Origin of the sequence: Bacillus cereus group sp. BfR-BA-01331 (genome assembly GCF_022663915.1) — a bacterium.
GTDB lineage: Bacteria > Bacillota > Bacilli > Bacillales > Bacillaceae_G > Bacillus_A > Bacillus_A mycoides.
In genome coordinates this window covers 267,112-289,838 of the sequence record NZ_JAKUGJ010000003.1, presented here as the reverse complement: position 1 = coordinate 289,838, position 22,727 = coordinate 267,112, and the positions used below count along the sequence as shown (strand labels likewise).

The window sequence follows — 22,727 nt, the reverse complement described above, 5'->3', positions numbered from 1 at the left end:
CCACTCAATACATACTATTTTCCTTTTTTTAAATAAATCATTAGAAGGACGATACAAATAATAACAATAGGAAAAACGATCATCCAATCTTCTAAAATGAAAGGTTTTGTAATCATTTCTTTTGCCCCAGCATCATATGGAACCCGGTGTCCTCTCACTAGTAACCTGTGCGTGTTCACTCCATAAGGGGTACATGTAATTAATGTTGCATAATCTTCTCTTTGTACAACTAATAAATCTCCTGTTTCATTTGGTAATACAACTTTTATTTGATCTACCTGATAGGCAAGTACTTTATCTAATGAATGAATATAAAATATATCGTCCTTTTCAACTTTATCTAAATGAGTAAACATTAGTGCTGAAGGTAAACCACGATGCCCCGTTAAAACTGTATGCGTATTTTCTCCCCCTACTGGTAATGAAGATTCGTTCAGTTGTCCAACTCCGCGGGTTAGTACGTCTTCAGTCGTCCCTTGATAAATAGGAAGATTCACATCAATTTTTGGAATTTCTACATATCCCATAACATCACCGATATTTAACATATCTATATGCGAACTTTTGTTCTCATTACTATTTTCATGAAATGGGTCCGAAAATGTTTGCATCGTACTTTGAACTTTTTCATTATATTCCCGTGCTTCTTTCTCCTTACGTTCAATTTCTTCTTTTTGTAAATTACTTACTGCTTCATCGTACGTACTTACTTCCGAATAGTGCGTTCTCGTTGCAAACCAATTACTTGCAATCGGATATAAAAATATACTTAAACCTAGCAAAAATATACTTCCAAAAATAATATTTTTTTTCATAACAGCCTCTTTCGCTACGGATAAAATGTGGAAAAGAGGAAAGCAATATGCCTTTCCTCTTTTCCAAACTCAATTATTATAAAAATATTAATTAAGAATTCTTCACAGGTTTCTTTCTAAAGAAAATAAACGCCGCTGTCACCATTAATAACAAACCAACTACTGTGAATAAAACTGTTCCTATACCACCTGTTTGTGGGATAATCCAGCCGCTTTTATTGTTCTCTACTTGTAGCTCTATTTTTTGATGTTTTTCATCAATCTTAATCTCAATCGGATCTCTTAATTTTTGATATTGCTCTACTGCGCCATCTTCATCTATATACTTTGGTGCTTCTGTTTCAACAATTTGGTATTCACCGTACGGGATTTCATTCCATGTAATAATACCATCTGCATCAGTGATATCATCCATTTTCTTTTTGTTTACTACTACAATATTTCCCTTTTTATCTCGTAATTCGAATCTTGCACCTTCTAATTTCAGAGACTTATTCTTACCATCAATTTTTTCGATTTTTATATTTCCCATTGTTGGTGTAACCACTACTTCGTTTGATGGTTTTCCATCTTTTTCTGATGAAACATCATCTTTGTTTACAAAATCAAGTACTGCTTTGTTCGGAATTTCCACTCCATATTGAACATCACCTTTAATTTTTGCAGTAATTTGCAAGTGTAATTCTTTCCCTGTTACTTTCGAAAAATCTTCCACTGAAGCAATAACCTTTTGTCCAGCAACAATTACATTTACAATACTCTCATCAACTTTTTTACCATCAATCATTACAATCGGTGTTCCAACAACCTCTAAACGATCATCTAAAGCATCGGTTACAACATAATTTTGATACGTTTGAATATCCTCAGGAAGCAATGTTTTAATATCATACGTATACTCTGTTTCACGATTTATTCCCGCGTTCTTTGAACTGTCGTTAATCGTTTTTTCAATTGTAGGCTCTTTATAGTTCTTTACATCTTTTTCCAACTTAACTAGTTTACCAGTTTCTTTAATAGCAAAAGGATATTCTTCTTTACTTGTTAAATAACCTTTTGGAGCCTTTTCCTCTATAAAATAATAGTTTCCATACTCTAAAGAATCTACACTAATTTTACCCTCTAATCCTGTTACTAGTGGAAGTGGTGTTTTTACTTGTGTGTTTGTGCCATCTTCATTTTTTTTGAATAAATGGAATTCCGCACCTGGTAACACACTGTCCCCTTCACCTTTTTTTATTAATTCTACTGAACCACGTTTCGTTTCATTCTTTGGATAAATATGAACATCGTAGTTTAAATCTTTACCATCTGCACTTGTCATTGGAATATCAACAATAAAAGTACTCTTATCTAATTCAATATGGTCTGGACCTTTAACAGCTTTTACTTCATAACGTCCTAATGGAAGATTATTAAAGACTGCCATTCCATTTGCGTCTGTCACTTTTGTAATAACGCTATCCGTTATTTTATTAATATTTTCTTTTACTATTTTCCCATCAGAAGTTTGTTCAAATGATGCAATACGTTTAATTTCAAATGTTACATCTTTTAAAGGCTTTGCCCCCTCTGGAACACTTTGTCCTTCTTTGCCATTGCCCTCTACACCAGGCTTCGCATCCTTACCTTGCTCATACTTATGAATCGTTAAAGTACCTGTATTTTTTGATTCAGCACTAACCGTCATATTCATTAATGTCGAAAAAGCTAAAATACATATTAAAAATGTGCTAAAAATCTTTTTCATCAAATTCCACTCCCCTATTGTGTATACCATTTTTGCAAACTACTAATCTATTTCATAATCTTTCTTTTTCTAAAGAAGAAGAAAGATGTAATGAACATCAATATTCCACCAATTACATAAAAAATAATTGTTCCTATACCACCCGTTTCGGGGATAATCCATTCATTTTTATGATTTTCTATCTTTATTTTCTGTGCAGTTGTTTCTTCCGTTACATTAATTTCAATTGGCTCTTTCAAAAGCATGTATCCGTTTGGTGCTTGTACTTCTTTCAGCGTATATTTCCCTACTAATAACGCATTAGAAATCGCTATACCATCTTTATTCGTTGTTAATTCAGACACTACAGTTCCAGCTTGATTTATCACTTGAAATACTGCACCTTCTAATTTGAGATTTTCATCCTTCGCATCTACTTTCTGAATCTCAATTTTCCCAAAAGATGGTGGTATGATTAATGCTTCATTCGATACAATTTTCTTTTGATCAAATAGTAACTCCGCTTTATTTCGTATACCACCCTTTGCAGTATAAGTTTCTAAAATATCCACACCCATACTCATATCTAGCTTTGATTTAATATGCATCGTATACGATTGATTCATAAGATATTCGTAACTGCCATCTCGCTTCGGTAGTTCAATTTTCACCTTTTTCGACTGCTCATCGACTTCTGGTATAACTTGTATCTCTTCACCATTTACATTTACAAGTCTTACTTGTACTACTTTTAAAATATCTTCTAAATCATCTTGTAATACTATTTTTTCAACATTTGCTACGCCATTTCCAAAATTATAGTTTACATGCCATGTAAACTCTTCATTCTCACTTTGCAATGTTGCCTTTTCTACCTCTGTTTCATCTGCATCAGAAACTGTCTTTATAACCTTTGGTTCCTCCGCTTCCACTTTCGTTTTTACAGTTGGCTTTTCTGGTGGTAAATCTTCACCATCTGGTGTTTTCCCTTCCACAATCGCTATATTTTCTATTTCTTTTGTTTTTAGCGATTCCTTTGTAACTTTCACCTGGAAAGTTACAATTCGTTCTTCTGTATCAAGTACATCACCAAAGTTTACTTTAACTGTATTGTCCTCATATGATCCTGCATCTTCATCCACATCATCAGTCAATGAATTACCGTTCATTTTCAAACTACCTGCTATATACTCCACTCCGCTAGGAAGCTTATCAACAATGCGAACATCTTTTATGAGTCCATTTTTAACTTTATTTTGAAGTTTAATTTTATATTCAAGTTCATCATCTACGTTTACTTTTCCATCTACCCCACCAGTTACTTCTTTCTTTGATTCTAGTTGTCCATACAACCGATCAACCAATGTTTCGACTTCTGGCTTCTCTTGATCTGGTACACTAATAGATTCAACAACTGCTATATTTTTTATTTTCTTATTTGCCATTTCCTGTTTTATAACTACTTCAAACGTAATAACCTTCTCTTCTTCACCTTTAAGGTCACCGAGATGAGCAAATATCGTTCCATCCTTTATATGTGCCTGATCATCATCTTCTACATCCGTTTGTTCCTTTTCGTCTATCTTGATCGTATTCGGAACATATTCTACACCTTCAGGAAGTTTATCTGTAATTTTCACAGATTGTAAGGTAGAATTTTGCACAGTATTTTTAGCTTTAACAGTATACTCTAGTTTCTCTCCTACTTTAAGAGTTCCACCATTTATATCTCTAGCTAATTTTTCTACTGCCAATTTGCCTTTCTGCTCTATATCACGGTTTCGTTCTGGTTTGACTTTCACGATTACTTTATTAGAATCATTCGCTTCAATACGACTCCCTGTTAACTCATCAATCCCTTGAACAACAGCGGTATTAGGAATTTCACTTTCTATTTTTTCTCCCTTTAATTTCGCTTTAAATTCAACAATTGTTTCAGGCGTTTTATCAGTATAAATTCCGCCTTTTGTGGCATTAGCACCTTCACCAATTCTTATTGTTAATTTTCTTGTCTTTACATCATAATCAACTTGATCATCCATCACTAACTCTGTTTGATCCCCCACGTTCGGGCCAGAAATAATCTTCACTGATCCAGGTATAAACTGTAAACGACGGTCTAAAACATCTTCAATTTTTGTATCAATTGAAGTTGAATTCGGCTCAACATTTTTTACATGTAAACGATATATAACCTCATCATCGGATTCATACTTTTCTTTCGGATTTAATACTTCCTTATTAATGACAAGCTCTGGCGCTGTTGCATTTACTGCAAAAGCTAGTGTATTTAATACATAATCATCACCAGATGTAGCAGCTTTTAATCGTATTTCTTTTTGTTCTGGTTTAATATATCCTGCTGGTAGCCTAATTAAATCTGCATCAATTCCTAAATTATTTTTATAATCTGGAGCAAAAGTACCTGGATACTTATCTCGCATATGCTCCTCATATTCAGAAATAGTCGAATTGAATATATTACCAGTTGGATTTAATTTATCCGTAACTTCTTTCCATGCATTATCTGTATGCACAAACAGTTTATCACCTTGCCAATATCTATCTCCTTGAACAGCGAAAACAGAAACTTTCGGATCTAGATCCCCAGCTTTTGAAGCGACAAAATTTTTCACTGTGAATTCTTTTTCACCAGAACCAGTTGCTCTTTTTAATCCACCATCATACACAGTAAACGCTTTTCTTGTTTTTGACTTATCCTTTGTGATAACTAACATGTACCATCCAGCAAAAGAATAGTATCCAGAATTATATGCAAGCTTTGTATTCGGATAAGGTATATTTGCTACAGTATAGCTTCCTCCTTTTGAATTAGAAGAATTTAAAAGCTCTGTAACATCTGCATAGTTAGAAAAATAAGTACCATCAATACCGAAACCATAAAGTAAGCCACCTCCGTAATACGTATTACTTGGTGATACTTGAAAGCTCTTCCCTACAGGAGTGGTCAACTTAACTGGTGCTACATACTGCTGTTGTGTTAATTCGTAACGTGTTGAACTCCAATATAATCCAGCCCACTCAATTTCAGCATCCTCCGGAACAGGAATATATGCCTTAGATGAATTTGTAGTCGTTGGGTCATCATCCACATCAATTAGTTCCCGTGTATAACCATTCGGTGTTGTCCCATAAATATATGTTATATCCGAATACAATGCCGTTTTCTTCTGAGCTTCAGTGGCTTTAATACCTAAATTCGCATTACCGGTAGAATACATATCACCTTTATGAATAGATTGATAAGTTGGCGTATCAAAACCTTCTTCCTCTGTGATTTCTGCCTTTACCTCATCAATTGGACTCAAAAACTGTAACTGCGATAATAGTAAAAATAAACTCATAACAACTGCAAATGTATTTAATATTTTTCTATTTCCTTTCATCCTATTGTGCAAAGAGTTTACCTCCTTAATTACAGTTTTTTAGTATATTATTCTAATATACTTTATATGTATTATTCTAATATAAATCCCGCTATTTGTTAACAAAATATGTGATAAATTACTAATTTATACATTTTTATATAGAGATTTTTAGATTTATTAATCGTTAAATTCCGAATATAAAATAGAAACTTCATACCTTTTCTCTCATTTATGATGTTCTATATTACGGAAAGAAGTGCCATTGTCCGATTTCAAAAAACTACTTACAATTGACCAAATTATACAAGTAATAATGAGGGAACGTAATATTCAAAAGAAGAAAGCGCAAGTATGCTGGATTAAAATTTACAGCCTAAAAAGAAAAGAAGCCCCATGCTTCTTTTTATTACGTGCTAAAATAATTATTAAAGGGGGAAATTACATGGGAAATGCTCCACAAAAAACGAATCATTATTATGCAGTTATATTCACTTCAAATCTATCCAATGATACAACAGACTATAGTACCGTTGCTGAAAAAATGGAAGACCTTGCGAAACAGCAACCTGGATTTTTAGGTGTCGAAAGTGCACGTGATAATTCGGGACTCGGAATTACAATTTCTTATTGGGAGTCACTTGAAGCAATTGAAAATTGGAAAAGGAACGCCTTACATAAAGAAGCGAAAAAAAGAGGCCGTGAGCAATGGTATGAAAATTTCCACCTGCGCATCTGCCTTGTTGAGAAAGAATATAAGTTTCATAGAGGTACATTGTAACTATGAAGAAAAAACTAGCTCTCGTTGTTGTTCATGAAATATACGGTGTGAATGATCATATGCATCATGTTATAGACCACTTCACTACATCTCATATAGATGTATTTTGTCCTAACCTTCTACAATTACAAAATGTATTTCATTATAGTGATGAGGAAAAAGCATATCAACATTTTATGAACCACATTGGATTTGATAATGGAAAAGAGCAAATTGAAGAATTCATTACTTGCCTTTCCAATAGTTACACACATATTGGACTTATTGGCTTTAGCGTTGGAGCTACCATCTCATGGCTATGTAATAACAATCCTAGAATAGATTTTATCATTGGATGTTACGGTTCCCGTATACGTGACTATGTTCACATTAAACCTACATGTGCTACACTACTTATTTTTCCTGAACAAGAAGCTAGTTTTTCAGTATCCTCTTTAATCCAAACATTGCAGCAACAAAATAATCCTTTATTAGAAATAAATCAACTACACGGTGAACATGGATTTTTAAATCCGTACACTGAAAAATATAACGAACACTCTACAAAGCAAGCATACAACCTAATAGATTCGTTTCTTACGCAAACAATATGATAAAGGAGTTCCATATGCAACTAACATTACTATTGCTCATATTCCTAATAATTCCCTTCATTTCAGCATTAGCTCTCATTTTTATGACGGTTAAAAAAGGAAATTTTCTAAACTGACCATACTTACAATCATTCATCGTATGTGCTCTATTTTTTACGAATTGGATATTATATTTAACAAATTTTTATTCCTTACTACCTGAGAAAGTTAGTCGATTTATTTTTCTACCTATTTGGTTTTTCCTTTGCGTTTTAGGCTTTATTGTTTTCGCACGCGAATGGAAGAACAATCGTATTTTTTCCATATCTATCGGTTTCCTTTCTTCTATTAGTTTTCTATTTGGATTATTGTTGTTAGTTCTTTCAGGAATGTAAAAATAAAAGGAAGAAAAGCCCAACATCAACTTTTCTTCCTTCTATTTTTACCTTTAGATTTCACTGTTACTGATTCACAAGGTGTGTAGTAAATTTGAGGTGTCGCCTTATCAACCACCATCATAAACGTAATAAAACCGATAATAAAGAAAATGAATACCGTTAATAAAATAGCGCCTATCGTTAAAAGTATCATAACACCACCCCTATATATTTCATGTTATTACACCTTTCGCTATTATATGAGCTGAATCCTTTTTAGAAAAATAAACGTAACAAAATAATTACAATGACTCCTGTTAATACTGTTCCTAATAAACTACGAGTATATATCGCTACGAAGAATGTCGGGATTGCCGCAATGATATAATCCCACTGCACTGTCTCATGCATAAATAATACTTGTGCTAAAAGTGCTGCTAATATCGCAATTGGTATGTAATTTAACCATTTTAAACCCCAGTCTGGAATTTGTAGTTTACTAAATACGAGAAGAGGTAAAATACGTGGTACGAGTGTGACAGCTCCGGCTGCTAGTAAAAGAAATAATACGTCCAATCTTACTTCCATTTTTCAATCACCACCCCGATTGTCGCAGCTAAAAGTGTTGCGATAATAACTGCTATACTATCTGGCATAAATAAGTGTGAAACGTATGCGATAATAATCGCTACAATTGCAACACTTAGATGAATGGCTAGTTTCGGTTTACTACTTATTAGCTGAAGTACAAATAATCCGATAAACATCGCTGGTAACGCATAATCCATTCCGTACGTATGAGGATCTGGTATCCACTCTCCAAAAAGCCCTCCGAGAACTGTAGCTAAAATCCAATTTAAATATGCTGTTACATTAAGTCCCATCATCCATTTCTCGCCTAAATGGCCTTTTTGTGCTGCTTGTTGCACTGCAACGCCGAAAGTTTCATCTGTAATTTGCGAACCAATTATTAAATTTTTAAAAAGAGGTATCTTGGTAAAGTAAGGTGCGAGTGCAGCACTCATTAATAAGTGACGTAAATTAACAAAGAACACAGTAAAAATAATTGCCGAGGCTGGGGCACCCGCTGCATACATACCTGCTAATATAAACTGAGCAGAACCTGCGTAAATTAATGTGGACATAAAAGCAATTTCTATGATCGAGAAACCTGCTGTTTTCGCAATAACACCAGCCGCTATACCGATGCTCAAATATCCAAATACAGTTGGTAAACAATCCTTTACACCTTGCTGAAATGAATCATCGCTCTGCAGTGTCATATGTGCTTGAGCTTTATTCACCATTATCTCCCTCCATTTCTTCTATAGTACGTTTTCCTGTTACGACATGAACTAAATCTATGTTTTCACGCCATAATGTATCTAATTTATCAGCTCCAAACTCCTTCGTAATCTCTTCCACCATAATGTCGTGCCGAACATATTCTGTAGCGACGAGAACTAAAGCTGGATCGTACGTTGTAACGGCCCATGAAGTGCTATCATTTGAAAAGTTAGCAATTAATACTTCTTCCCCATCACGCGCGATAACAGTTAAATGACCACCCATTCTCTTTTCAACGACGTGAGGTGTCATATAATTATGGTGAAATGTCGCTCCTATTTTTGTTTCTGGAGCACCAAATAAAATCGAAAAAATATGTACGCCTTCCGCTTCCTTTTGATGAATGAATGGCTCAATCTCGTGCACTTGATCCTCCCATACAGAAATCCATAACTCTTCTTTTGCTCTATTAATTATATTGCATATTTCTTTCAAAACACGATCATTTGAGCGAATATGCGAAATTACATCAATTTGTCGCTCTTGTTCTAAACAATTTAATTTTCGGTCTAGAAATTCAAAGGACTTTTCAAAATCTTTTCGCATTCGATCCATTAATTCCGTAGCTGGCACTGGTACATATTTCACTGGTTCAGAAGGAACGATATGCACCGCTCCTTTATCCATCAACTTGCCAAGTACTTCATAAATCATCGAACGAGGTACGCCTGTTTGTTTACTCACTTCATAACCTGTTACTGGATAATGTTTTAATAGTCCAATATACGCTTTACATTCGTACTGGGAAAAACCTAACTTTTGTAACTCCTTTATTATTTCATCCATCGGTAACCCCTCACAATTTATATAGCTCTAATTTCAAAACTACGATTTCACTTTCCATTAGTAGTTATTACTATACCTACTAATATAAAAAAGAAGCCTCTATAAGTCAACTGACAATTCCGAATTTTTATTCGAAATAAAAAGCCTTCTTTTGAAAGGCTTTTTGTGCATAATGAATTATTTCAACTGTAGAGCATTTAATATATTACCCTCCAAATGCTCACGTAAGGTTGAACCTGTATACTCTTCTCGAAATACACCTGCTCTCACGAATAAAGGAATGACTTCACTAAAGAATAAATCCAATGATTTTGGAGGACCGCCTGGAATTGCAATAAATCCATCTAGTGCCCCTGCTTCAAATCTTTCCATAATTTGCTTGCAAACATCTTGTGGTGTGCCTATAGCGACCCAATGAGCAGAACCAACAACTTCTGGTCGTTCTAGTATTTGCTCAACAGTTGGTTCATTTTTTATGATGAAATTCCGTAATAATTCGGCATGTGTTTTACTACGTACAGCTTGATTTCTACTTGGTAGCATATGTTCAGTAACCTTACTTTCTAATGGCATCCCTCTAACATCTAATCCGAGAACCATTTCGAGTAAAGCGTATCTCTTCTCTTTTGTGAGATGTTGATGAGCTTGCCTGTGCATTTCTAGTGCTTCTTCATATGAATCACCAATAAAGAAATATAAACCAGGCAATACACGTATATCATCTTGCTTTCGGCCATGCTTTTCTGCTCTTCTTCTTAAATCTTGGCGAAGTTCGATTCCTGATTCTACATCTGGCATTGCGGCAAAAATCGCATCCGCAACAGAAGCAGCGAAATTCCGGCCTGACTCTGAAGCACCTGCTTGAAATAAAGGCATTTCCCCAGAAATATGTTGCGGGATATTAAGTGGACCTTTCACCTCAAAATGCTCACCACGATGCTCAATTGGCTGTACCATCTCTCTAATTACATCTGCGTTGTCTTCTTTCAAAACTTCATAAGGATGACTCCTCCAAAGTTTTCTTACTAACTCTGTACATTCTGCCGCTTTCGCGTATCGTTCCTCAGATGGTGGCATCCCTGTCTCACCGAAGTTTTCAGCACCATCAATTGATGTGACAATGTTCCAACCTACTCGGCCGTTACTAATCCAATTTAAAGATTGTAGTTGCCTCGCTAGTATATATGGTGGATAAAATGATGTTGAAGCGGTCGTAACCACTCCAATCTTTTCTGTCGCATAAGCAATTGCAGTAAAAAGTAATGTTGGATCTAAAATTACATTCCCCTTATTACGTGCAATTAAATCTGGATGTGCCACTAAATAATCCGCTTTAAAAACAAAATCTAACTTCGATTTTTCTGCTTGCTTCGCTAACTCTACTTGCTCATCAATTCCCGAATCAAATATACAATCTTCTTTCTTTCTAGAAATTAAACATAATCCAATGCAAAGTTGTTTCTTTGTAGACATACACACCATCCCCTTATTTTTAATTTACCTAGTTAAGCAATGTTGCTATCATTTTGAAATTCCATTCTTATGAAAAAGGATAAAATGATATTGATAATCATTATCATTTTATGATGTTACTGAAATAAATGCAATAACAAAAAAGACTCCCGCTAATGGGAGTCCTTTATCTCAATATTTCATTTGCTTCTTTTTCATAAATTTTATCAAACGAAGTCATAATACGTTGCGATGCTTGAATCATTTTTTGACTCGACATAAGATCTGCCATCTCTTTCGTCATATCCACATTTGAATTTTCTAGCATATGATTTTTTACTATTCCTGTTCCGTTCGGTAAATCAGCGAGGTTACCTTCTGCTAGTGTAAAACTTTTATTTTCTCGTTGCACAAGGCGAGCATTCGTTTCTGCATCTACTGTTTTCGTTTGCAAGCGGCCAATATTATTTTGTGTTACTTCATCGTATAATGTACCGTCTGCTTGTACAGCTATCTTTGCTCCTTCTGGAATACGAATACGTTCATTATTCTCACCCATTACGAAAGCACCAGATGCTGTTTGTAAATAACGATCACTATTTAATGTAAAACTACCGTCTCTCGTTAAAAATGTTTCATCATTTTTAGATGTAACGAAAAATGATGATGTGCCAGCCGCACCGTCGTCTAAAAAGAAATCTGTAGCACTATTTGTCATTTGTACATTTCCTTGTACTAAGTTCACATGCGTCGCAGCTGGTACGACAGCGTAATCGACCGAGCCGATATTTGTCGCCGATCCGTCTCCACGGCGATATGTGTCTTGCACATCAAATACTTTAGACGTCATGTTTTCTGCTTTAAATCCTGTCGTTTGGGCATTTGCGACGTTATTCGAATGAACATTAATATGCTGCATGTAATTCATCATACCCATAGAACCTATATAAAGACCGTTCATACTCATTTGAATAAGGCAAGCGCCTTATTCTTCACCTCTTTTCTTACGATGTTTGTAACATTTGTTTTGCTAAATGTTCAGCTGTAGCGATATGTATATGTTGCTTCACGTCTTGTCCGTCTGTCATTAATACAATTGGAGCTGATGATACTGCTGGAATTTTCAACAATTCACCACTACTTGCTGTTTCATCAAATTTCGTAAACACGATACCATCAATATGAATATCTTTAAAGTTCGTAATGATTTCAATCATGTCTTTACTTTTCATAGAAGCTGATAACGTTAAACAAATATAATCTGGCTCTACTTGCCCCATCGTCTCAATCATTTCTTCAACCGTTTCTGACGTACGATAATTTTTTCCGGCTGTATCTATTAAAATATAATCGACGCGCGCTTCTTCTTTAAAATAAGTAAGCGCCCGTGCCATTGCGGCTTCATCCCGCACAGCGATTACTTCTGATCCAATTGTTTTCACGTAATCTTGCAGTTGCTGTACCGTTCCGATGCGAGAGTGGTCTGTTGTAATAAAACCAACCGTTTTTTTCTTACCGTGAAACTGCCACGCCATTTTCGCAAGTGTCGTCGTTTTTCCAACGCCAGTTGGACCGATTAATGCAATTGTTTGTACCTCTTTTTCAAATACGTTTTCAGTATTGAAATGAGATCTCATATCTTCCAATATGTATCCGATGACTTCTTCTTCTGTAATCATCGTCGCATTCTCAAACTTCACTTTTAATTTTTCAGCATATGCATGAATGAAATATTGTTCCACATCGTTTTGTTCTAACATCCGAATTACTTTTTGAATAATAAATGGTACAGATTCCTGGTTTTCTTTTTTTATAACTACTTCTTCTTTTTTTACAGGAATAGCTTGTTTCACAGCAGGCTGTTTTTTAGCTACTTTCGTCTCTTCTGTATGTTTCACAACGACAATCCCTTTTTCAAACAGTTGTAATAGTTTCTCTTTTTTTCTTGCCCATTCTTCACTATTTCCTGTTTGCATCGCTGCGTACGACATAGAAGTCGTTACGTTTTCTAAATTGTGCAGTACCGATTGAATTCCATTTGCCTTCACAATTTCTTCTGAAGGTTCATTTACAACATCCATTAATTGTTCATGAAATTGAGTTACGCCTTCGTTACTTTCTTCCTGTTTATCTTCAGGAAAAGCGACTAACATTTCATAATTTTTCTTCCAAAAAAACGGGATGTTTCGTTTTACACTTTCATCGACAACGTAGTAATAATCTGTACCATATTGGTCAAATAATTTTCGATACAATTCATTTTTCGAAGCTGCTTTTATTCGCATTAACGCTTCTTTTTTTTCTGTACTTTCCATTACTTCACCTCCTACTATTCAATATAAGCAATTTGATCTACAACAATTTCTGGTGCCAATTCACTAATACATAATACTTTAGCTTCTATTTGATAACGTTCAAGAAGTCTCACAATCGCAAACCTGAAATCTTTTCTACGCGTTAATAATACTGGCTCTCGCCCCATTAAACGAGCTTGTTTGAAAACGCGCTGTACTTGTTCTACTACACGCGTTTCTAAATCTAAATCCCAGTTTAATAAATAACCTTGGTATGAATTATTAACAACATCTGCATCTAACTCAAGCGAATCAGCGAAAAGTGCTGCATAAATTTTCCCATCAGGATTTTTCGCACTCTCACAAATAACTTTTGAAATACATTCACGTACAAATGCAGTGACACCATCAACATGGTTTTGATAAATTTCTTTCCCGTCAATAATACCTTCAATAATCGTTGGTAAATCACGGATTGAAATTCCTTCTTTCAGCAGTTGTTTAATAACATTTTGAACGAGTGATAAATCAATTTCTTTCTTCTTAATCTCTTCTAATAAAACGCCATTATCATTTTCAAGCGAGTGAATCAAGTCTTTCACATGTTGACGCTGAATTAACTCATGAAGGTTACGTCTAACGACTACATCTAAATGCGTAATTAATATGCTAAGCGGCTCTAACACTTGATACCCTTTCATTTGTGCATCTTGTACCATATGCTCCAAAATCCAATATCCATCTTCACCAAAAATTGGATCTTTCGCTGGTTCTGCATCTAAATCAGCCATTACGTTCGGTGTTTTCAGTGCTAGTAAATAACCTGATTTTAAAACACCTTCAGCAGCTTTCGCACCTTTAATACGAATAATGTAACGTCCGCGCGGTCTAAAACTCGTATTATCTTTAAAGTTAATTCCCGGAACGTTAATACCAAGGTCGGTAATAATTGATTTCCTCATTAGAACAACTTTATCACGAGCTGTTTCCCCGTTAATTTTCTGCTTTACAAGTGCCGCTAAATCTAAACCGAGCTCTACAATAATCGGATATTTATCTGTAAAGACGCCGAATGAATCTTCCACTTGCTGTAATTGCTCATCCTCGCCTTGAATCATTTCTAATTCTTGTTGAAGCTCGTCTTCTTTCTCTTTCTTTATTCGCTTTTTATTGCGAATTCCTAAGAAAATAATCGTGCCTCCAACGAGAGCAAATGGTAAAAATGGTAGCGGTGTAAAAACACCCATTGCGATAAATAAACCACCGAGTGCATATACAACAACTTCATGCGCTAATAACTCTTTAAAGATTCCTTCAGTTACTGTATCTGCTGAACCGTCAAATACACGCGTTACGATAATACCTGTTGAAATCGCAAGCATTAACGAACCGATTTGGTTTACAATTCCGTCACCGACAGTTAACTGTGTATAGTGAATAGCCGCATCTGCAAAGCTCATTCCTTGCTGCATTATACCAACAATTAAGCCGAAAATAATGTTTACGAATAAAATGACAATCCCGAAAATAACGTCCCCTTTAATGAACTTTCCGGCACCATCCATCGCTCCGTAAAACTCTGTTTCCATATTTAATTTTTTTCGTTTCACCTGTGCATCTTTTTCTGTAATAAGACGCTGATTCAAGTCAGCATCGATAGACATTTGTTTCCCTGGTAAAGAATCAAGTGTGAAGCGAGCTGCTACTTCAGCTGTACGAGACGCACCGTTTGCAACGATAAACTGGAATATGATTAATACTATAAAAATAACGATACCAATTAATAAGTTCCCGCCAATTACGAACTGGCCGAACTCTTCAATAACATGCCCCGCATTTCCGTCTGTTAAAATCGCTCGCGTCGTCGAAACGTTAATCGATACGCGGAAAATCCCGATTAATAACAACATCGTCGGAAATGACTTTAATTCATCCCACTCGTTAATACTTGTAGCTCGCATATAAATAAGCACTGACATACTTAGTAGAAAAACGATAACGATATCAAGTATAAATGGTGGAAGTGGAATTAAGAGCGCCACAACGAATGACGCTGCTAAAAAGATAGAAAAATAGGTTCTTGCAGAATCCATCTTAAACAAAGAGATCCCCTCCAAACGCGCTATTATACTTCAAGTTCTTTCGTTTGAATTAAATAGCGCATAACTTCAATTACAGCTACATATAAATCTTCTGGAATCGTCTCATCTTCCTCGACTTGATAATATAAAGAACGAGCGAGCGGACGGTTCTCTACCATTGGTATTTCTTGTTCACGGGCAAGCGTTCGTATATATAATGCGAGCTCATCTTCCCCTTTTGCAACGACAATAGGCGCTGCATCAACTTGTTTATTGTAACGAAGCACAACTGAAATGTGCGTCGGGTTGTTCACAATAAACGTTGCACCATCCATCTTCTTCGCAATTGTCCCTTGCAAGATGGCATGCATAAAGTTTTTTCGTTTCCCCTTTACTTGCGGGTCCCCTTCATTATCTTTATGCTCCCTTTTCACTTCTTCTTTTTTCATCTTAATATCTTGTTCGTACTCCCATTTTTGATATATGAAATCAATAATAGAAAGAATGATTAAAATAATTAAAATGGCTAGAAAGATAAATTTAATTTGGCTAATAATTTCAGTAAGTGACGCTGTCCAGTTAAATCCAATCATACTAACGATTTTCTCTAAATTCTTTTTAAAGAGAACGTACGAAACGTAACCGATTAATCCCATATAAAATAGTGATTTCAAAATATCTACTAAACTTTTACGACTAAACAATCTCGTAAAATAGTTTTTCGGATTAATACGTGATGCTTTCGGCTTAAGTACTTTAGAAGAAAATAAGAAACCAACTTGAATCATATAATTGAACAAATGAAAAGCATATACAAGTATTAATATAGGAGCCGATACTTTCAGAAGTAATATACCCATTAAATAAAAATACTCGGTCGAATCTGTATTTTTTCCAATTTGATCAAACAGTACCGCTACGGAATGTGCAATCTCATAGCCGAGCCAATCTCCGAAAAAGTAAACGACAACTGCTAATACAAGAATGGAAAATAAATTATTTAAATCTTTACTCCGGGCGATATTCCCTTCTTCACGCGATTTTTTACGCTTCTGCGGGGTGGCCTTTTCTGTTTTATTATCCTTTGCCATGCGCGTCCCCCTACTTCGTTAAGAAAAAGTTAAATAGTTTCGTATACTCTTCTAGTAATACGTCTGTCATATTTTTAAACACATAACCGAGCATCGGTACACTCATCGCAATAAACAAAATACCACACGTTATTTTAATTACGTACGCATTCATAAAAACGTTTAATTGCGGTGCATTTTTTGCGATTAAAATAAGGACGAAATTAATAATGAATAGACTGCCCATAAGTGGCAAAGCAATTTCAACCGCTGATGTAATTGCAAATAATAACGTTGCGAGTAGACTATCTAAAAAACTAGTCGTCAACAATTTTGAAATCGCCTCTGTATATTGAAACGACTTTAAAATCGTGGCAACGAAATAGTTAATGCCGCCAAGTGAAATAAAAATAATAAGAAAAAATATATCAAAAATTGTTGATAGCAAAGTGGACTGTGACCCTGCATTTACATCAAATAAACTCGCCTGTGATAAACCGATATCAAAGTCTAAAATATGCCCTGCCATTTTCGGAATGTTCCACAGCATCTCTACAATTTTTGAAAGTGATAATCCAATTACAATTTGCGTTCCTGCATAAGCTGCTACATCCCAAACTGTCTTTATGTGAGAGACATCCACTTGATCTGCCACTGTAATCGAAAGAGCGAGTCCAAATGTAACCTTTGCCATCGCCGGAATTGATCGGCCTGAGAAAAACGGTAGAAAATATAAAAATGAAGTAATGCGACAAAACGCAAAAAACGTCGCCGCCCATAATTCCATATTCATTTCAGTTCACCTATCTTAGTACGAACGCAATAGCGATGGGATTTTATCAAATAAATCTAAAATAAGCATCGTTAACTCTTGAAACATCCACGGACCTAAAATGATAATAACGAGCACAATACTCGCCATTTTCGGTAAAAACGTCAGCGTTTGCTCTTGAATTTGCATCATCGCCATAATAACGGCGATAATAATAACGACAATCATACTTACAACGGCAATCGGCATTAAAATCATAACCCCTTTATAAAAAAAGGTTTGGAAAATATCTATAATTGGTGACGTATTCATTTATATGACTCCTATCACATAGCATCAAACGCTTCAGGCGACCGTTTTAAACATAATATCGACGATTTTTGTATATCCACCTAAATATACGAAAACAAGTATTTTAAATGGTAAACTTAAAATCATCGGCGGTACCATCATCATCCCAAGGTACATTAAAAGTGTACTAATAATTAAATCAATAAAGACAAACGCTAAATAAATGAACATCCCTGTAAGTAAACCTTTTTGAATTTGCGTTAACGTAAAGGATGGCACAAGCGTAAACAGTGAAAGATCCTTTAAATCTTTCGGCAACTCTTCTCCACGCACTTTCAGCATCATTTTCAAATCATGCTTATACGTATGCTTCGACATATAATCTTTCATAATCGGAGCTGTCGTCTCCGCAGCTTGACTTACTGTTATTTTTTCTTTCGTCATCGGGTCCCACACATCACTCTTTAATTGACCAAGCACTGGCTGCATTGTAAACAGCGATAAAAATAATGCGAGTCCAACAAGCACTTGGTTCGGTGGTAAATTCATAACCCCAAGCCCTTGACGAGTAATCCCAAGAACAATCATAAAATAAGTAAAATGCGTAAATAAAAGAACGATAGAAGAAGATAATGATAGAAGGGTAACGAGCGCGAATAGTTGTACACTTGAATTACTCGTAAACTCTTTTCCATTTTCGAAATTAATAAAGCCGTTCGGGGCTGCATACGCTGGATTTACAAAAACAAATGAAAAAATAATAGAAAATGCGAAAATAACGGCAAATAACGATAACTGTTTCTTTATTCTCATGATGGATCCTCTACTTTTTTCGTTTCACTCTTCACCGCGTCTTCTAGCGCTTGTTGAAACTGATTTCCTGTCCCTGTTAACTGCACAGATTGTACACCGTTATTACTAATAACAGTGAACACTTGCTTTCCGTCCACTTCAAACAAAAAGGCGCTCGTTTGATGATTTAAATACACGCCGTCTTTCACTTGAATGTGTCCGTTTTCACCTTGCTTAAAAAACTGCTGTTTGCGCGTCTTTTTCGTCATATAATATGCACCATAGCCGAGCGCACCAAACAGTAAAACGACTTGAAATAAGGTCGTCATATACGACATATGACTCCTCCTCTACTCTTTATCCTGCATTTGATTTTGTGCCTTCATAAGCGCCGCGTGTTTCTTGTCAGCTTCAATTTCAGAAATAATAATGCCAAACTTCTCGTCCATTACTATTGCCTCACCAATACCGACTTTCATATCACTTAAATATACATCTACTTTATGCCCTAAATTTTTCTCTACTTCAAGAACATCGCCAACTTTTAATTGTTTCACATCGCCAAGCTGAATCGATGACTTCCCAAGCTTTACACCAAGTTCAATCGAAATATCCGAAACGGTATCAATATGCGCTTTACCTGCTTCATTTCGCTTCCCTGCAAATTCTTCTAATCCCATTAATGACACAGGAGATACTTCATGCTTCATATGGATCCTCCTACTCTATAAAACTTTTAAATAGGAGCGCCTTACGCGTTCCATCTTTCCCGATAAAACAATTAAATTTATGCTTTCCATCTACATAACCACGTAGTTGGTCTGAAACCTTTGTATGAAGCGGAATAATATCGCCTTCTTCAATTTTCTCAATCTCACCAATCGTCATCTTTTGCTCACCAATCGCAACGTGAACAGGTTTGTACACTTGATTTACTTTCACTTCTACTTCAGACGTATACTTTTTACGCTTATCCGAAGAATGTTCGACAATATTTTCAGACGTTAACTTATCCATAATTTCTTCAACAGATAAGAACGGAATACCGATACGAACTGTCGTATTCCAAAACTCTGTTTTCATATTTACATTCAGTAATGAAATAATATCGCTTGGCGTTGTAATCTTCAGCGCATTCGGATCTGTCTCCGTCGTTACAAACTTCGGTTCAATCGCAACAACGCTTTCAAATGATTGCTCTAAATTTTTACAAAGAAGCAAGAATATATTATCAAGCGTTAAAAACTCAAACGCCGTTAGCGGTCTGCGCATCGTAAAGTTACGCTTACTATCTCCGCCAAGCCAGCATTCATGAATATATATAACGAACGCTAAATCAATCTCAATAACAATTTCTCCAAGTTCTGGTAAACCTAGATCTATCACGCAATATAAATAATAATCTTTCGGCATTTTCTCTACATACTCACTCGTAAATGGAACTTGCTCAACGGCCGAGGGCTCTAGTTCAATCGGAATACGCATACGAGCTGACAACGTCTGTGACGTCTGCTTTCCAAATGTAGACGCAATCGCCTGCAAACTACGTAAATGCTCAACACCGAACTTCTCCGGTCTATTAAAATCATACTCTTGAAATTTATCTTGCTTCCCTGCTTCTTGTGCGAAAGCTGGCATTTCCTCGCCTTCATTTACCGCCTTCAGCAGGGCATCAATTTGCTCTTGGCTTAATTTTTCGCCACTCATGACAATCCCCTTCCCTACCTTTTCAATTCAACGATTTCGACATACATTTTCCCATTCTTCGTCAAAATCTTTCCGGTTCCAATCTCTTCATTTTCAAGCATAAGACGCACCGTATTTTTCGTTGAATTTTCAAGACGATACAATGTACCTTTCGTAATATGAAGCAGATCTTCAATTTTCTTTTTCGTATTTCCGATTTCAAAATAAATTGTTAACGGAATATCATCTTGTAATTTCAAATCTAGCCAACTCCCATATCATGTTCACGAAAATTTCATGTTCTCTCTATATATGAAATTTCTTATTTTGAAACGTCGATATTTAATATTTTTTTAATATATCCTTGCGTTTCTTTAAATGGCGGTACGCCTCCGTACTTTCTCACATTACCAGGACCAGCATTATAAGAAGCAAGCGCCAATACGAGATCACCGTTATTTTTCTTTAAATAACCACTTAACTCTTTCACGCCGCCCTCAATACTTTCAGCTGGTGAAAATGGATTTTTTATACCCATCTCTTTCACATTCGCTGGCATAAGCTGCATTAACCCCATCGCCCCTGCATGTGACACCGTTTTCGGATTAAAATTAGACTCCACTTCAATCATTTTTTGAATTAACGTTTTCGGAATTCCATATGTATGACTAGCGCGATCAATAATATCCTCATACTTACCTTCATTAGAAGAACGTACTTTTTGAATATTATATTTATTCGTTAATCCCCACGTATCAGCAGCCTCATTTTTCGTTTCTGGAAAACGTCGTTCAAACTCTTTTTGTGCAACTTGCACTTCATCTACTTGCTTCGTTTCAGCTTTTTCCTCCGGCTTATTCGCTTCCTCTACTGTATTAATAGATTCTTCCGGTTTATTAACAACCGTTTCTATTTTCGTAGATTGTACCGGCTGACTCATATCTTCTACTTTTGCCGTTTGCGGAGTAACCTTCGTCTCCTTCGCAGGTTCACTCTGCAATTGATCTTGAAAACGACTACTAACGAAGGTCTGCGGACTACTTAATTTTTGCTGAATCTGTCCTTTTTTATATGCAAGAACTTCTTTTACTATATTTCCAACTACCATAATATCACCTTTTCGGTAAACAAAGATAATCTAATATTAGAGTTTTTTTAAAAAGTTTGCAATAATCCTTTTAATAATATTGTAATAAAAAAATGAATAGATTGTTAAACTGTTATTTTTTTATATTCATTAATTCGAATTTTTAGTTGACACCCGTTGTAGCAAGGATTACAATAAATCTCGAAATCGATTTTTTCGCATATTACCGTTTTTCAATTTGCAGAAAAGTCAATATAAAAAAATGGGGGTTCTTAACATGAAAATCAATACAAATATTAATAGCATGCGTACGCAAGAATACATGCGCCAAAACCAAGCAAAAATGAGCAACGCTATGGACCGTTTATCAAGCGGTAAACGTATCAACAACGCTTCTGACGATGCAGCAGGTCTTGCAATCGCAACTCGTATGCGTGCTCGTGAAAGCGGATTAGGTGTTGCTGCTGATAATACACAAAACGGTATGTCTTTAATCCGTACAGCTGACTCAGCTATGAATTCAGTATCGAATATCTTACTTCGTATGCGTGATATTGCTAACCAATCTGCGAACGGTACTAACACAAATGATAACAAAGCTGCTTTACAAAAAGAATTTTCTGCTCTGCAAAATCAAATCACTTACATCGCAGACAACACACAATTTAACGATAAAAATCTACTAAAAGCAGATACTACCGTTAATATTCAAACTCTTGATTCAAGTAATGCTGACCAACAGATTGGTATCGAATTAAAAGCTGTTACTCTTGAAAAATTAGGAATTAATAAAATTTCTATTGGTGCTGCTGGTGCTGCTGGTGCTACAATTGACCAAAAAGACATTGACGCTGTTACTAAAGGAATTAATGACCTAACAGAAACTTCTACAAAAGCTACTGATATTCAGGGTATTAAAGATGCTCTTAATAACATCAAAGCTGGTATGGATCCTGCTGAGGTTACAGCAATTGAAAATGCTCTTAATGGTTTCAAAGAAGGTCAATCTACACCAACAGCTGCTGGCGTAGACGCTATTCAAGCTGCTTTAACTGGTGCTAAACTTCCTACAGCAACCGCTGCTACTGACAAAGCAGATGCTTTAGCCGCTGTCGCTGCCATTGACACAGCTTTAACAACTGTTGCTGACAACCGTGCAACTTTAGGTGCTACATTAAATCGTCTTGACTTTAATGTAAACAACCTTAAGAGCCAATCTTCAGCTATGGCTTCAGCTGCTTCTCAAATCGAAGACGCTGACATGGCGAAAGAAATGTCTGAAATGACTAAGTTCAAAATCTTGAACGAAGCTGGAATCAGCATGCTTTCTCAAGCAAACCAAACTCCACAAATGGTTTCAAAATTATTACAATAAGCCATTTGAGTTAGTTTCATGAATAAACCTCTCT

The 22,727-nt window shown here is 35.6% G+C and carries 22 protein-coding genes and 2 pseudogenes; 4 read left to right on the top strand and 20 right to left on the bottom strand.

Annotation, left to right across the window (positions count from 1 at the left end):
• Nucleotides 1–14: 14 nt before the first annotated feature.
• The 3 genes from MR155_RS08230 to MR155_RS08220 form a co-directional block, all read right to left on the bottom strand.
• Nucleotides 15–815 carry a class C sortase gene (locus tag MR155_RS08230; RefSeq protein ID WP_242309187.1) on the bottom strand — a complete coding sequence of 267 codons (801 nt, stop codon included), beginning with the start codon at nucleotides 813–815 and terminating at the stop codon, nucleotides 15–17.
• Between the two features lie 91 nt (nucleotides 816–906).
• Nucleotides 907–2,565: a SpaA isopeptide-forming pilin-related protein gene (locus MR155_RS08225; protein ID WP_242309185.1), complete on the bottom strand. Its 1,659-nt coding sequence runs from the start codon at nucleotides 2,563–2,565 to the stop codon at nucleotides 907–909.
• A gap of 47 nt (nucleotides 2,566–2,612) precedes the next feature.
• Nucleotides 2,613–5,951, bottom strand: coding sequence for an isopeptide-forming domain-containing fimbrial protein (locus tag MR155_RS08220; RefSeq protein ID WP_242309278.1), 3,339 nt, complete (start codon nucleotides 5,949–5,951; stop codon nucleotides 2,613–2,615).
• A 424-nt stretch (nucleotides 5,952–6,375) separates the two neighbouring features.
• Between MR155_RS08220 and MR155_RS08215 the strand changes: the two genes are divergently transcribed.
• The 3 genes and pseudogenes from MR155_RS08215 to MR155_RS08205 all read left to right on the top strand — a co-directional run bounded on the left by MR155_RS08215 (nucleotide 6,376) and on the right by MR155_RS08205 (nucleotide 7,678).
• A complete protein-coding gene (locus tag MR155_RS08215) occupies nucleotides 6,376–6,711 on the top strand; it encodes an antibiotic biosynthesis monooxygenase family protein (protein WP_242309183.1) in 336 nt (111 codons plus the stop codon).
• A 2-nt stretch (nucleotides 6,712–6,713) separates the two neighbouring features.
• Nucleotides 6,714–7,304 carry a dienelactone hydrolase family protein gene (locus MR155_RS08210; protein WP_242309181.1) on the top strand — a complete coding sequence of 197 codons (591 nt, stop codon included), beginning with the start codon at nucleotides 6,714–6,716 and terminating at the stop codon, nucleotides 7,302–7,304.
• A 14-nt stretch (nucleotides 7,305–7,318) separates the two neighbouring features.
• Nucleotides 7,319–7,678 (top strand): annotated as a pseudogene (locus MR155_RS08205) (hypothetical protein).
• A gap of 25 nt (nucleotides 7,679–7,703) precedes the next feature.
• On the opposite strand, the gene MR155_RS08200 reads toward MR155_RS08205, so the two are convergent.
• The 17 genes and pseudogenes from MR155_RS08200 to MR155_RS32430 form a co-directional block, all read right to left on the bottom strand.
• Nucleotides 7,704–7,874: a DUF3951 domain-containing protein gene (locus MR155_RS08200; RefSeq protein ID WP_002135439.1), complete on the bottom strand. Its 171-nt coding sequence runs from the start codon at nucleotides 7,872–7,874 to the stop codon at nucleotides 7,704–7,706.
• Between the two features lie 62 nt (nucleotides 7,875–7,936).
• Entirely contained in the window at nucleotides 7,937–8,248 is a 312-nt protein-coding gene (locus MR155_RS08195; protein ID WP_002086437.1) for an AzlD domain-containing protein, read from the bottom strand.
• Entirely contained in the window at nucleotides 8,239–8,967 is a 729-nt protein-coding gene (locus MR155_RS08190; RefSeq protein WP_002126646.1) for an AzlC family ABC transporter permease, read from the bottom strand. The genes MR155_RS08195 and MR155_RS08190 overlap by 10 nt, the downstream gene beginning before the upstream one ends.
• Nucleotides 8,957–9,793 (bottom strand): TrmB family transcriptional regulator, encoded by an 837-nt coding sequence (locus MR155_RS08185; protein ID WP_002168713.1) that lies wholly within the window; start codon nucleotides 9,791–9,793, stop codon nucleotides 8,957–8,959. Before MR155_RS08185 ends, MR155_RS08190 begins: the two co-directional genes overlap by 11 nt.
• Nucleotides 9,794–9,970: 177 nt before the next feature.
• Nucleotides 9,971–11,266 carry an NtaA/DmoA family FMN-dependent monooxygenase gene (locus tag MR155_RS08180; protein WP_242309179.1) on the bottom strand — a complete coding sequence of 432 codons (1,296 nt, stop codon included), beginning with the start codon at nucleotides 11,264–11,266 and terminating at the stop codon, nucleotides 9,971–9,973.
• Between the two features lie 166 nt (nucleotides 11,267–11,432).
• Nucleotides 11,433–12,206: a flagellar basal-body rod protein FlgG gene (locus MR155_RS08175; protein WP_033716436.1), complete on the bottom strand. Its 774-nt coding sequence runs from the start codon at nucleotides 12,204–12,206 to the stop codon at nucleotides 11,433–11,435.
• A gap of 43 nt (nucleotides 12,207–12,249) precedes the next feature.
• Nucleotides 12,250–13,560, bottom strand: coding sequence for a flagellar biosynthesis GTPase FlhF (gene flhF, locus MR155_RS08170; protein ID WP_242309177.1), 1,311 nt, complete (start codon nucleotides 13,558–13,560; stop codon nucleotides 12,250–12,252).
• Nucleotides 13,561–13,574: 14 nt separating this feature from the next.
• Entirely contained in the window at nucleotides 13,575–15,641 is a 2,067-nt protein-coding gene (gene flhA, locus MR155_RS08165) for a flagellar biosynthesis protein FlhA (RefSeq protein WP_242309175.1), read from the bottom strand.
• 23 nt (nucleotides 15,642–15,664) lie between these two features.
• Nucleotides 15,665–16,711 carry a flagellar type III secretion system protein FlhB gene (gene flhB / locus MR155_RS08160; RefSeq protein ID WP_002064663.1) on the bottom strand — a complete coding sequence of 349 codons (1,047 nt, stop codon included), beginning with the start codon at nucleotides 16,709–16,711 and terminating at the stop codon, nucleotides 15,665–15,667.
• 10 nt (nucleotides 16,712–16,721) lie between these two features.
• The gene (locus tag MR155_RS08155) at nucleotides 16,722–17,483 is read right to left on the bottom strand and encodes a flagellar biosynthetic protein FliR (protein ID WP_001055697.1); all 762 of its coding nucleotides are present in this window, start codon (nucleotides 17,481–17,483) and stop codon (nucleotides 16,722–16,724) included.
• A 15-nt stretch (nucleotides 17,484–17,498) separates the two neighbouring features.
• Nucleotides 17,499–17,774, bottom strand: coding sequence for a flagellar biosynthetic protein FliQ (locus MR155_RS08150; RefSeq protein WP_002011993.1), 276 nt, complete (start codon nucleotides 17,772–17,774; stop codon nucleotides 17,499–17,501).
• 33 nt (nucleotides 17,775–17,807) lie between these two features.
• Nucleotides 17,808–18,566, bottom strand: a complete 759-nt coding sequence (locus tag MR155_RS08145; RefSeq protein ID WP_002126633.1) for a flagellar type III secretion system pore protein FliP — start codon at nucleotides 18,564–18,566, stop codon at nucleotides 17,808–17,810.
• Nucleotides 18,563–18,883: a hypothetical protein gene (locus MR155_RS08140; RefSeq protein ID WP_000121176.1), complete on the bottom strand. Its 321-nt coding sequence runs from the start codon at nucleotides 18,881–18,883 to the stop codon at nucleotides 18,563–18,565. The genes MR155_RS08145 and MR155_RS08140 overlap by 4 nt, the downstream gene beginning before the upstream one ends.
• 12 nt (nucleotides 18,884–18,895) lie before the next feature.
• A complete protein-coding gene (gene fliN / locus MR155_RS08135; protein ID WP_002064660.1) occupies nucleotides 18,896–19,255 on the bottom strand; it encodes a flagellar motor switch protein FliN in 360 nt (119 codons plus the stop codon).
• A gap of 10 nt (nucleotides 19,256–19,265) precedes the next feature.
• The gene (fliM, locus tag MR155_RS08130) at nucleotides 19,266–20,252 is read right to left on the bottom strand and encodes a flagellar motor switch protein FliM (RefSeq protein ID WP_002064659.1); all 987 of its coding nucleotides are present in this window, start codon (nucleotides 20,250–20,252) and stop codon (nucleotides 19,266–19,268) included.
• Nucleotides 20,253–20,266: 14 nt separating this feature from the next.
• Entirely contained in the window at nucleotides 20,267–20,491 is a 225-nt protein-coding gene (locus tag MR155_RS08125) for a flagellar motor switch protein FliN (protein WP_000775712.1), read from the bottom strand.
• Between the two features lie 83 nt (nucleotides 20,492–20,574).
• Nucleotides 20,575–20,862: pseudogene (locus MR155_RS32430) on the bottom strand (lytic transglycosylase domain-containing protein); the annotation flags it as partial.
• 733 nt (nucleotides 20,863–21,595) lie between these two features.
• On the opposite strand from MR155_RS32430, the gene MR155_RS08115 reads away from it, so the two are divergent.
• Entirely contained in the window at nucleotides 21,596–22,693 is a 1,098-nt protein-coding gene (locus tag MR155_RS08115; RefSeq protein WP_242309171.1) for a flagellin N-terminal helical domain-containing protein, read from the top strand.
• Nucleotides 22,694–22,727: the final 34 nt, after the last annotated feature.

What these genes read in the sequence shown, in the direction of transcription:
- MR155_RS08225 (WP_242309185.1), bottom strand. Translation starts at nt 2,565, where the DNA reads ATGAAAAAGATTTTTAGCACATTTTTAATATGTATTTTAGCTTTTTCG.
- MR155_RS08115 (WP_242309171.1), top strand. Translation starts at nt 21,596, where the DNA reads ATGAAAATCAATACAAATATTAATAGCATGCGTACGCAAGAATACATG.
- MR155_RS08155 (WP_001055697.1), bottom strand. Translation starts at nt 17,483, where the DNA reads ATGAATATGGAATTATGGGCGGCGACGTTTTTTGCGTTTTGTCGCATT.
- MR155_RS08210 (WP_242309181.1), top strand. Translation starts at nt 6,714, where the DNA reads ATGAAGAAAAAACTAGCTCTCGTTGTTGTTCATGAAATATACGGTGTG.
- flhF (WP_242309177.1), bottom strand. Translation starts at nt 13,560, where the DNA reads ATGGAAAGTACAGAAAAAAAAGAAGCGTTAATGCGAATAAAAGCAGCT.
- flhB (WP_002064663.1), bottom strand. Translation starts at nt 16,711, where the DNA reads ATGGCAAAGGATAATAAAACAGAAAAGGCCACCCCGCAGAAGCGTAAA.
- MR155_RS08145 (WP_002126633.1), bottom strand. Translation starts at nt 18,566, where the DNA reads ATGAGAATAAAGAAACAGTTATCGTTATTTGCCGTTATTTTCGCATTT.
- MR155_RS08185 (WP_002168713.1), bottom strand. Translation starts at nt 9,793, where the DNA reads ATGGATGAAATAATAAAGGAGTTACAAAAGTTAGGTTTTTCCCAGTAC.
- MR155_RS08180 (WP_242309179.1), bottom strand. Translation starts at nt 11,266, where the DNA reads ATGTCTACAAAGAAACAACTTTGCATTGGATTATGTTTAATTTCTAGA.
- fliM (WP_002064659.1), bottom strand. Translation starts at nt 20,252, where the DNA reads ATGAGTGGCGAAAAATTAAGCCAAGAGCAAATTGATGCCCTGCTGAAG.
- fliN (WP_002064660.1), bottom strand. Translation starts at nt 19,255, where the DNA reads ATGAAGCATGAAGTATCTCCTGTGTCATTAATGGGATTAGAAGAATTT.
- MR155_RS08175 (WP_033716436.1), bottom strand. Translation starts at nt 12,206, where the DNA reads ATGAACGGTCTTTATATAGGTTCTATGGGTATGATGAATTACATGCAG.
- MR155_RS08195 (WP_002086437.1), bottom strand. Translation starts at nt 8,248, where the DNA reads ATGGAAGTAAGATTGGACGTATTATTTCTTTTACTAGCAGCCGGAGCT.
- MR155_RS08215 (WP_242309183.1), top strand. Translation starts at nt 6,376, where the DNA reads ATGGGAAATGCTCCACAAAAAACGAATCATTATTATGCAGTTATATTC.
- MR155_RS08190 (WP_002126646.1), bottom strand. Translation starts at nt 8,967, where the DNA reads ATGGTGAATAAAGCTCAAGCACATATGACACTGCAGAGCGATGATTCA.
- MR155_RS08150 (WP_002011993.1), bottom strand. Translation starts at nt 17,774, where the DNA reads ATGAATACGTCACCAATTATAGATATTTTCCAAACCTTTTTTTATAAA.
- MR155_RS08220 (WP_242309278.1), bottom strand. Translation starts at nt 5,951, where the DNA reads ATGAAAGGAAATAGAAAAATATTAAATACATTTGCAGTTGTTATGAGT.
- MR155_RS08200 (WP_002135439.1), bottom strand. Translation starts at nt 7,874, where the DNA reads ATGATACTTTTAACGATAGGCGCTATTTTATTAACGGTATTCATTTTC.
- MR155_RS08230 (WP_242309187.1), bottom strand. Translation starts at nt 815, where the DNA reads ATGAAAAAAAATATTATTTTTGGAAGTATATTTTTGCTAGGTTTAAGT.
- MR155_RS08140 (WP_000121176.1), bottom strand. Translation starts at nt 18,883, where the DNA reads ATGTCGTATATGACGACCTTATTTCAAGTCGTTTTACTGTTTGGTGCG.